The 2,500-nt window shown below is 49.4% G+C and carries 1 rRNA gene; it reads right to left on the minus strand.

The features are described from left to right. A 23S ribosomal RNA gene (locus AC1RTQ_RS24115) occupies nt 1–2,177 on the minus strand; the annotation flags it as partial. Nucleotides 2,178–2,500: the final 323 nt, after the last annotated feature.

The following is a 2,500-nucleotide window of genomic DNA, read 5'->3' on the forward strand; positions in this document are numbered from 1 at the left end:
AGGTTAGAACCTCAAACGCACCAGGGTGGTATTTCAACGTTGGCTCCATGCGATCTAGCGACCGCACTTCAAAGCCTCCCACCTATCCTACACAGATCCGTTCAAAGTCCAATACAAAGCTACAGTAAAGGTTCATGGGGTCTTTCCGTCTTTCCGCGGGGAGATTGCATCATCACAAACATTTCAACTTCGCTGAGTCTCAGGAGGAGACAGTGTGGCCATCGTTACGCCATTCGTGCAGGTCGGAACTTACCCGACAAGGAATTTCGCTACCTTAGGACCGTTATAGTTACGGCCGCCGTTTACTGGGACTTCAATCAAGAGCTTGCACCCCATCATTTAATCTTCCAGCACCGGGCAGGCGTCACACCCTATACGTCCACTTTCGTGTTTGCAGAGTGCTGTGTTTTTATTAAACAGTCGCAGCCACCAATTTTTTGCAACCCCTTTGAGCTCCGTTTGTTCAACTTCACTTACTTGGGGTACACCTTCTCCCGAAGTTACGGTGTCAATTTGCCGAGTTCCTTCTCCTGAGTTCTCTCAAGCGCCTTAGAATACTCATCTCGCGCACCAGTGTCGGTTTGCGGTACGGTCGTCAATAGCTGAAGCTTAGTGGCTTTTCCTGGAAGCAGGGTATCACTCACTTCGTCTGCAAGCAGACTCGTTATCACCCCTCATCTAAGCCTGGCGGATTTGCCTACCAGGCACGACTACAGGCTTGAACCAACATATCCAACAGTTGGCTGAGCTAACCTTCTCCGTCCCCACATCGCACTATTGATCGGTACAGGAATATTGACCTGTTTCCCATCAGCTACGCATCTCTGCCTCGCCTTAGGGGCCGACTCACCCTACGCCGATGAACGTTGCGTAGGAAACCTTGCGCTTACGGCGAGGGGGCTTTTCACCCCCTTTAACGCTACTCATGTCAGCATTCGCACTTCTGATACCTCCAGCATCCGTTACCAGACACCTTCACAGGCTTACAGAACGCTCTCCTACCACGCACAGTAAACTGTGCATCCGCAGCTTCGGTAACTGGCTTAGCCCCGTTACATCTTCCGCGCAGGACGACTCGATCAGTGAGCTATTACGCTTTCTTTAAATGATGGCTGCTTCTAAGCCAACATCCTGACTGTTTTAGCCTTCCCACTTCGTTTCCCACTTAGCCAATTTTAGGGACCTTAGCTGGCGGTCTGGGTTGTTTCCCTCTTGAGTCCGGACGTTAGCACCCGGTGCTCTGTCTCCCAAGCTGTACTCGTCGGTATTCGGAGTTTGCATAGGTTTGGTAAGTCGCCATGACCCCCTAGCCTAAACAGTGCTCTACCCCCGACGGTAATACTTGAGGCACTACCTAAATAGTTTTCGGAGAGAACCAGCTATTTCCAAGTTTGTTTAGCCTTTCACCCCTATCCACAGCTCATCCCCTAATTTTGCAACATTAGTGGGTTCGGACCTCCAGTACCTGTTACGGCACCTTCATCCTGGCCATGGATAGATCACTTGGTTTCGGGTCTACACCCAGCGACTAATCGCCCTATTCGGACTCGATTTCTCTTCGCCTCCCCTATTCGGTTAAGCTTGCCACTGAATGTAAGTCGCTGACCCATTATACAAAAGGTACGCCGTCACCCCTAAGGGCTCCGACTTTTTGTAAGCATACGGTTTCAGGATCTATTTCACTCCCCTCCCGGGGTTCTTTTCGCCTTTCCCTCACGGTACTGGTTCACTATCGGTCGATGATGAGTATTTAGCCTTGGAGGATGGTCCCCCCATATTCAGACAGGGTTTCTCGTGCCCCGCCCTACTTGTCTGCAGCCTAGTACCACCGATCGGTTTTCACATACGGGACTATCACCCACTATGGTCGGCCTTTCCATGCCGTTTTGTTAACTGATCGACTATCACTGCAAGGCTCTTCCGAATTCGCTCGCCACTACTATCGGAATCTCGGTTGATGTCTTTTCCTCTGGGTACTTAGATGTTTCAGTTCTCCAGGTTCGCTTCGAGCACCTATGTATTCAGTGCACGATACCTCTTGCGAGGTGGGTTCCCCCATTCAGAAATCTCCGGATCAAAGCTTATTTGCCAGCTCCCCGAAGCTTATCGCAGGCTATCACGTCTTTCGTCGCCTATCATCGCCAAGGCATCCACCATATGCTCTTAGTCACTTGACCCTATAACTTTGGACTCTCTTGTCGAGAATCAAAGCCTGGTTTCAAAGACTGGTGAGGTCTTGCACCTCACGCGTTATGCCGTAATGTGAATATCTTTGGCTGCATCTTTCGATACAGCTTAGAGAATATTCGTCATTACTAGATAAATTTGCATTCGCAAAATATCTGTTTTGACGCAATCAAAATGTTGCTGGCGGCACGGTGCACAAACCTTGGTTTGCGCTTTCCACCAGCAACGCTGATTTCGACTCTATGAATTTTTAAAGAACAGCCTATTGATCAAAGATCAATATAAAAGCAGTCTGGTGCAGACTGCTTTTATA

This window comes from Comamonas sp. GW821-FHT11H03, from assembly GCF_058807955.1.